The 8,931-nt window shown below is 32.4% G+C and carries 8 protein-coding genes; 1 reads left to right on the top strand and 7 read right to left on the bottom strand.

The genetic code is table 11. The features are described 5' to 3' along the window. The 7 genes from RR430_RS08260 to RR430_RS08290 form a co-directional block, all read right to left on the bottom strand. Positions 1-655 (bottom strand): F0F1 ATP synthase subunit A (locus tag RR430_RS08260; RefSeq protein ID WP_332508917.1); only part of this gene is annotated, 655 nt, incomplete at its 3' end. Between the two features lies 1 nt (position 656). Continuing rightward, a complete protein-coding gene (locus RR430_RS08265; protein ID WP_332488593.1) occupies positions 657-1,007 on the bottom strand; it encodes an ATP synthase subunit I in 351 nt (116 codons plus the stop codon). Next, a complete protein-coding gene (locus RR430_RS08270; protein ID WP_332488594.1) occupies positions 1,004-1,189 on the bottom strand; it encodes an AtpZ/AtpI family protein in 186 nt (61 codons plus the stop codon). Before RR430_RS08270 ends, RR430_RS08265 begins: the two co-directional genes overlap by 4 nt. Further along, on the bottom strand, positions 1,189-1,809 hold the full coding sequence (gene upp, locus RR430_RS08275) for a uracil phosphoribosyltransferase (RefSeq protein WP_332488595.1): 621 nt from the start codon (positions 1,807-1,809) through the stop codon (positions 1,189-1,191). The genes RR430_RS08270 and upp overlap by 1 nt, the downstream gene beginning before the upstream one ends. Positions 1,810-1,901: 92 nt before the next feature. Next, on the bottom strand, positions 1,902-3,479 hold the full coding sequence (locus RR430_RS08280) for a sensor domain-containing diguanylate cyclase (RefSeq protein ID WP_332508918.1): 1,578 nt from the start codon (positions 3,477-3,479) through the stop codon (positions 1,902-1,904). A 22-nt stretch (positions 3,480-3,501) separates the two neighbouring features. Then, a complete protein-coding gene (glyA, locus tag RR430_RS08285) occupies positions 3,502-4,716 on the bottom strand; it encodes a serine hydroxymethyltransferase (protein ID WP_332508919.1) in 1,215 nt (404 codons plus the stop codon). Between the two features lies 1 nt (position 4,717). Further along, on the bottom strand, positions 4,718-5,326 hold the full coding sequence (locus tag RR430_RS08290) for an L-threonylcarbamoyladenylate synthase (RefSeq protein WP_332488600.1): 609 nt from the start codon (positions 5,324-5,326) through the stop codon (positions 4,718-4,720). Positions 5,327-5,805: 479 nt separating this feature from the next. On the opposite strand from RR430_RS08290, the gene carB reads away from it, so the two are divergent. After that, on the top strand, positions 5,806-8,931 hold a 3,126-nt coding region (carB, locus tag RR430_RS08295; protein ID WP_332508920.1), incomplete at its 3' end, for a carbamoyl-phosphate synthase large subunit.

An 8,931-nucleotide genomic window follows, 5' to 3' on the forward strand; every position in this document is an offset into this window, starting at 1 on the left:
TAAACATTTGTATAAATCCTGAGAACACATCAAAGTACGCATGTAGTACCGGTGCCACAAATGGACCTATAAAGTTGAATATACTTGCATCAGATACAAATAACCCAACGACTGCATTAGATACAAACCCTGTAAATGAATAAACAAGTGACATAATAATTCCCCCACTTAAGATGTTTCCAAACAAACGTAGACTCATCGAAATAAGTGGTGCGATACGACCAAATATATTTGGTACTAGAAAAAGTGGGAAAGGCTCAATATAACCATGCAAATAAGATCCTAAGCCATTTTCCTTAATACATGTATATTGGATCATAATCCAAGTTATTAATGCCAACGTTAACGTTACACTATAATTTTGGGTTGGTGGAAATAATCCAAACAAACCACTAATATTTGAAAGAAAGATATAAATTGCGATTGTTCCTATGTATGGTCCTAATCGCTTTGCATGTTTCTTATCCACTATAGATATAACATTATTATCAATAATTTCAACCAACCAACATGCCAGCATAACAACACCTTTTGGTTTATCTAAAGGATCCGTATTTTTAATTTTATGACCAATCCAAACACATAATCCACTAATCAAAGCAACTAAGCCAAGAATATAAGGGACTTCACGTTGTATTGTAATCGTAATTCCCATACTACTTCTCCTTTCTTCTAATATTCATTCCATAAATCACAAATTTATTTATTAATAATCCAATTGCCGCTCCAATTAACTCAAATACTTGAGGAAATATAATCGCAAGCATAAACGGAATCGCTAACAAAATAAAATCTGTAAAAAACATAAATGCCCAACCACCTAGTTTTTGTTGATTCGCAAGACCTTTAGTGATACTTCTCTCTAATCGATTTAGGTGAAGTATTGACACTAATGTCCCTACAAGAATCGATAGGCTAATACGATAATCAAAGAAGAAACCAATTATCATACCAACTCCACAAAGAATAAGAGTAGGCTTTATTGTTCTTTGTAATTCAACATTCATTTTTTCACCACCATTGCATAAAGCGATAAAAATGCACTCACTGTCCCTAAAAGAATACCCAGTATTAAGAAAAATGGAGTTGTATGTAACCAGTGATCTAGTACATATCCAATTCCACATCCTAATACTATATTCGCAATAACAGTAAATCCTAAAGATAACGCTTGCGCAATTGCTTTCATTATTTAGTTCCGAAAATACGGTCCCCAGCGTCTCCTAAACCTGGCACAATATAACCTTTTTCGTTTAGTTTTTCATCCAGTGCTGCTAAGTAAATATCAACGTCTGGATGTGCCTCTTCCACTGCTTTAACACCCTCTGGTGCTCCTACAAGACATACTAATTTAATTAACTTAGCACCTCTTTTTTTAATGTTTTCAATAGCAGCAATTGCACTACCTCCAGTTGCTAACATTGGATCCAAAACCATTGTAACTGCATCAGGCATAGTACTTGGAAATTTAGCAAAATACTCATGAGGCATAAGTGTTTCCTCATCACGATATAAACCAATAAAACCAACTTTAGCAGTAGGAATTAAATCGGTAATTCCATTGACAAGACCAAGCCCTGCACGAAGAATTGGCACTAATACAATTTCCTTCGATAATTCGAATGTTTTACATTCAGATACTGGAGTTTGAACAACAACTTCCTTTACAGGTAAATCGCGGCAAATTTCATAAGCCATTAAACCAGCAATTTCATCGAGATTTTGTCTAAAATCTTTAGTACCAGTTTCGATTTTTCTCATTTGCGCTAGCTTGTGAGTAATAAGTGGATGATTCAAAACATTTAACATGTGTGTCCCTCTTTCTTTCATTCCTTGTAATTATATCATTTACCCTTATAAAGTTCTATATTTCCAATTGTGATTTATATGAATAAATTGAATTATTCCTTATAAACAGACCACTGTGATTTACCTTTTGATTTAGCTTCATAAAGCGCATAATCAGCATGTGAAATTAAATCATCTGTTTTCGCATCCAAATTGGTATTATATGTGATACCTGCACAACTAGATAATGATTTAAAATGATCATCTTTATCAAATTCTTCATTAATATAGGCAATAAATTTTTCAACATCTTCTTGAACTCTTTCATAGTCGAAACCATCAAAATAAGAAACCACAAATTCATCTCCACCTACACGTGATACAACCGTATCTTTAAAATAGTCGCGTAATAGTGAAGCCATTAATATTAATGCACGATCACCTTCTCTGTGTCCGAAATTATCGTTAACACTTTTAAACTTATCCAAGTCAAAATATACGACACAAAGTGGTTTCTCTTTAATGCGTTTAGTAATTGTTTCATAAAGATAACGACGATTATATAGTCCTGTTAAAAAATCAGTATTAGCACTTTCAACAATTTCATCTTGAAGCTGACTTTCTTTTGTTATGTCTAAGGCAATAAAGAAATGCCCAAAGTGATTTCCAAATATATCCGCAATACTTTGTTGTTGAATTCGATAAACTTTTGTTTGATTATTTTGATTTAAAGTAACTTCTTTTAACGTTGTACTTTCAAGTTCTTTACTTGATATTCCTAAAGAATTTTTACAAAATTTATCATAAGTAGTCTTCGCTAAATCTTCAGTACTAAGTTTAAAATATTCACTAAATTTTATATTACTGTAAACACATTCACCCAAGTGATCAACAACTAATGTAGCAAGCGGTATACTTTCAAGAATAACTTCTAATTCTCGACCAATATTTTGTAAATCCGTAACATCCTTTGCAATACCAACAGTGCCAAGCATTCTGTTTTTCTTATCAAATAATGGTGATTTATATGTCTTAAACTGCCTAAGCCCATTTTTACTCAAAACTTTCTCATCAAACAAACAAGTTTTTTTTCGTTTAATAACTTCCTGTTCAGTTTCAAGGCAAACATACTCCCCATCAGCATATTCATCAGGTTCTATATCCCATATGTAATAATGCCCACGATTTTCACATTGTTTTTTTGTTTTTCCAACAGCTTTGCAAAAAGCATCATTAATCTTTAAATGAGATCCCTTTAAATCTTTAAACCAAACTAAATCTGGCACACTATCAATAAGTGTATTTAAGAATATTTCATAAATGTTACTTTTCTTATTTTTCATTAAGTGAGAAGTAAACTGATGTATTTGGTAACCCATTATGTTTTCTCCACTTGAATCAATCCAAACAAAATATTCACTACAATTTGGATATTTATTTAATAATTTAATCATCTCTTCTTTTGTCGCTATCAACGCATATGAATTATAATCCATATGTTTAATTAATGATTCAGGAAATGATGTCAAACCATCAAATATGAAACCATCATAACTTTCTAAAAAGGTGTCTAAAAATATATTAGATATTTCAAAATTAATTTTATCATCACTAATATATTGTCTAAATTTCTCTTGGTTTGTTTGGTCATTCGAAATAACAATTAACTCGCATGTGGTTTCATTCAACATATTGCTCCTCCATTTTTGCTATTTATTCGAAAATAAACTGCTCAGTTAGCGCAACAACCTCATCTTTAATTTTTGCAATATTTTCTTCACTTGGATTTTTAAGCACATCAGAAATCCATCTAGCAACTTTTTTAAACTCTTCTTCTTTAAATCCTTTTGTAGTCATAGCTGCAGTCCCTAAACGAATACCACTTGTTACAAATGGTTTCTCAGTATCAAATGGAATTGTATTCTTGTTACAAGTAATATTAATTTCATCTAAAATACGCTCTGCTTCTTTTCCAGTTAACCCAATAGATTTAACATCTACTAAAATTAAGTGATTATCAGTACCACCTGTTACTATTCTAAAACCTTCTTTTACTAATTCTTCAGCAAGTACTTTGCAATTATCAACTACCTGTTTAATATATTCTTTAAATGAAGGATCTAATGCTTCATTAAAACACACAGCTTTACCTGCAATAACATGCATCAATGGTCCACCTTGAATACCAGGGAATATTGTTTTATCTAAAGCAGCCGCATATTTTTCTTTACATAAAATAATTCCACCACGAGGTCCACGTAATGTCTTATGAGTTGTTGAAGTCACAAAATCAGCATAAGGAACTGGTGACATATGATAGCCAGTCGCAACTAAACCAGCAATATGTGCCATATCTACCATTAAATATGCCCCTACTTTATCAGCAATCTCTCTAAACTTAGAAAAATCAATTTCACGTGGATAAGCACTTGCCCCACAAACAATCATTTGTGGTTTAACTTCTAAAGCAATTCTTAGCACATCATCATAATCAATCATTTCAGTTTCTGAATTTACACCATAACTATGGAATTCATAAAGCTTACCAGAAAAATTCATACTATGACCATGAGTTAAATGCCCACCACTACTTAAGTCCATACCTAATACTTTATCACCTGGATTAAGTACACTCATGTATACACCCATATTTGCTTGTGATCCAGAATGTGGTTGTACATTTGCATGTTCAGCTTTAAACAATTTGCACAAACGATCTCTAGCGATGTTTTCAATAATGTCTACATCAACACATCCACCATAATAGCGTTTACCAGGATATCCCTCGGCATACTTGTTTGTTAGAATTGATCCGGTCACTTCACGTACATCTTTAGACACAAAATTTTCTGATGCAATTAATTCAATGTTATGTTTTTGTCTTTGTGTTTCAAGTTCTAACGCATGTAATACTTCTAAGTCTTTCATATTATTCCTCCAATGATAACTTAATATCTTCTAGTGTTATAGGTCCTTGTCTTAAGACAATTAACTCACTTTTTGTACAGTCTAGTATAGTACTTGCTAATCCATCACGATGTTTACCATCAATGATTATATCCAACTTATCTCCTAGGCGATCATTTACCTCTTCGGCATTCATGCATACTGAATCTCCTGATAAATTTGCACTTGTAAGAAATAGTGGAACCCCTACATCGGATATCAATTCTGTAATGCCTTCACCATCTATCATCCTAATTGCTAAAGTATCTTTACCATTATTTATATGATCTGGTACTTCTGCTTTTTTAGGAAGTATTAGCGTTATCGCTCCTGGTAACCATTTATTAAATATTTTCCTCGATCGCTCATCTAATACACATATCTTTTCACATTGTTCTAAACTACCTACAACAAGTGGAAATGGTTTTTCTTCTGGTCTACCTTTACAATGTATCAATCGGTTTTGAGCATCTTGATTATCATAACGACAAGCTAGCCCATAAACTGTATCAGTGGCAAATGCTATTAAACCACCTTTCTTCACTAGTTCACTCGCTTCTCTCCACTCTTGTGGATTAATTATTTTACTCATTATATCGCCTCACGTTAGATTTATTTTATCATAGTTTTACTATGTTTAGTGCCTATTTTGTTAGTTATTTTCTTCACATTATACCCTTATTAATAAATGGTTCATTATTCTTTTAAGATTTTCATTTTGAAAACAAGAAAAAGAGCACTTCCTTCATATTTCATAGTTTGTTTGCTCTTATATTCATTTGTACTTTCACCCTTACTTTTTTATCACATATGAAAGTTTTGTGATTTCAATATAGTTATTTATATCATCCCAAAAATAATTCTTGCATTTTTTTAAAACATCTATAGAATTAATCTAGAATAGTCGAGGGGGAACAGCTGATGAAATGTTTTGCAATTAAACATGGTACTTCAAACAGATGTAAGAATCCTTTCTTATTCGTTTTAAATTTTTATTGTTATTCATTAAACTGTTAACCGTTGTTGGCAGTTTTTTTTTGACAAAATTAAGTTTACACGGGAGGTAAATATATGCCAAAAAGAGAAGATATTAAAAAAGTATTAGTAATCGGTTCAGGTCCGATTATCATTGGTCAAGCTGCAGAGTTTGATTACGCAGGAACACAAGCATGTCTTGCATTAAAAGAAGAAGGTTACGAAGTAGTATTAATTAATTCTAATCCAGCTACTATTATGACAGACACGAATATGGCAGATAAAGTTTATATGGAGCCATTAACTCTTGAATATGTTGCTAGAATCATTAGAATCGAAAGACCAGATGCCATTGTTCCAGGACTTGGTGGACAAACCGGACTAAATTTAGTTATGCAACTACACACTAAAGGAGTATTAGATGAATGCCAAGTGGAAATCTTAGGTACTTCCATTGATTCTATTAAAAAAGCAGAAGATCGAGAATGTTTTAAAGACATGTGTGTATCAATTAACGAACCAGTCATAGCGTCAAAAATCGCAAACAATCTTCAAGAAGGACTGCTAGCAGCAAAAGAGATTGGTTATCCACTAGTTCTTAGACCTGCTTATACCCTTGGCGGTACCGGTGGTGGATTTGTGGATAGTGAGGATGAATTTATCGAATTAATGAATCACGCCCTAGCCCTAAGTCCCGTACATCAAGTGTTAGTAGAAAAAAGCATTAAAGGATACCAAGAAATAGAATTTGAAGTAATGCGTGATAAAACAAATAAAGCAATCGCTATATGCGATATGGAAAATTTTGATCCTGTTGGTATACATACTGGAGATTCTATTGTTTTTGCACCTTGTCAAACATTATCTTCAAAACAATTATCAACACTTAAAAATAGTGCTTTAAAAATTATCCAAGAGCTACAAATTGAAGGAGGTTGCAATGTTCAATTTGCACTAGAACCCAATACATGTAACTACTTTTTAATCGAAGTTAATCCACGAGTAAGTAGATCAAGTGCTCTAGCATCTAAAGCTACTGCTTATCCAATCGCAAGAGTAACAGCTAAAATAGCCATTGGATTAACATTAGATGAAATTGATATAAGTGGCATTCCCGCATCAATCGAACCAACAATTGACTATATTGTCGCAAAAGTTGCAAGATTTCCGTTTGACAAATTCCTTCACGCTTCAAATGTTTTATCAACACAAATGAAAGCTACAGGCGAAGTTATGAGTTTGGGAAAAACGATTGAAGAATGCCTATTTAAAGCTTTACGTGGACTTGAAGTTGGTTCTCCATATCCTAATCACAATAAGTTTACAAGTTATACTAAGGAAGCTTGTTTAGATTATATTATTACACCAACCGACGATAGAATATTCGCAATAACAGAAGCATTACGTAAAGGTGCATTACCAAAAGAAATAAGTGATGCTACAAAAATCACTCAATTTTTTATTGAAAAAATTAATAATGTCATACAATTCGAATCTAAATTAAAAAATGACGTCAATAATATTAATATATTAAAAGAAGCAAAAATACTATCTATTGCTGATAGTTTTATTGCTTCGTGCTGGAACACAACAGAAGTTGAGATTTATAAATTAAGAAAGAAACATAATATTTATCCTAATTACTGTATTGTTGATAATGCAAAACACCAACAAAACTATGTTCCTTATTTCTATTCAACCTATTCATCTAAAGATGAAAATAGAGTGACAAATAATAAAAAAGTAATTGTATTAGGCAGTGGTCCTATAAGAATTGGACAGGGTGTTGAATTTGATTACTCAACCGTTCACGCTATTTGGGCAATTAAAGAATTAGGATATGAAGCCATAATCATTAATAACAATCCAGAAACACTTTCTACCGATTATACAATCGCTGATAAATTATACTTTGAACCATTAATTATTGAAGATGTAATGAATGTATTTGATATCGAAAAACCAGAAGGAGTCATTGTTACCCTTGGCGGTCAAACCGCTGTAAACCTTGCAGAAAAACTTACCGCTTGCGGAGTAAGCATTATTGGTACAAACTTAGATGCAATTGAAAAAGCAGAAAATCGTGATTCATTTGAACATGTAATGAATACCTTAAATATTCCTCAACCCAAAGGTAAAGCAGTTCATACAATTGAAGATGGTATACAAGTCGCTAACAGAATTGGCTATCCTGTCCTTGTACGACCAAGTTATGTATTAGGTGGTAGAGCAATGCAAATAGTAAATGATGATAACCAACTAAAGACATATTTACAAACAGCTGTACAAGTTGATGAAGATCAACCTGTCTTGGTTGATAAATACATTGTTGGTAAAGAACTCGAAGTAGATGCAATATGTGATGGTATTGATGTATTTATTCCTGGAATCATGGAACACGTAGAAGAAACAGGTATTCACTCAGGAGACTCTATTAGTGTTTATCCTACAATGTCCATTTCAAATAAAGTAAAAGAACTTATTATTCACTATACAAATTCACTTGGTCTAGGATTAGGAATTATCGGTTTATTTAATATTCAGTTCATCGTAGATGAAAATGAGAATGTATTTATTATTGAAGTAAATCCAAGGTCTTCTAGAACTGTACCATTCTTATCAAAAGTAACAACTATCCCTGTATCAAATATCGCAACTAAAGTCATGCTAGGACATTCATTGAAAAGTCAAGGATACGGAACATTTGTACAACCTACTAGTTCACGTTGGTATGTAAAAGTACCTACATTCTCATTTGCTAAAATACGAGGCTTGGATGCTGTACTATCCCCTGAAATGAAATCCACAGGAGAAGTCATCGGATATGATAACGAATTAAATAGAGCCCTTTATAAAGCACTACAAGCAAGCGGTACAACGGTAACTAACTACGGAACTATTTTTGTAACGATATCTGACAAAGATAAAAATACTGCACTTCCTTTAATAAAACGTTTCTATAAATTAGGATTCAACATAGAAGCAACATATGGAACTGCAGAGTTTTTAAAACGTAATGGCATTAAAACAAGAGTTAAAGGAAAGCTAAGTGATGGATCATACGAAATCATTGAATCCTTACGTAAGGGTTATATCACTTATGTAATTAATACTGTATCCCACGAAAGTAATCATTCACAAAATGATGGCGCCTTAATACGTAGTGTAGCAGTTGAAAATGGAGTAACAATGTTCACTGCATTATCTACTGTAAATGTATTA

The organism is Anaerorhabdus sp. (assembly GCF_036641015.1).
Taxonomy (GTDB): Bacteria; Bacillota_I; Bacilli_A; order Erysipelotrichales; family Erysipelotrichaceae; genus Anaerorhabdus.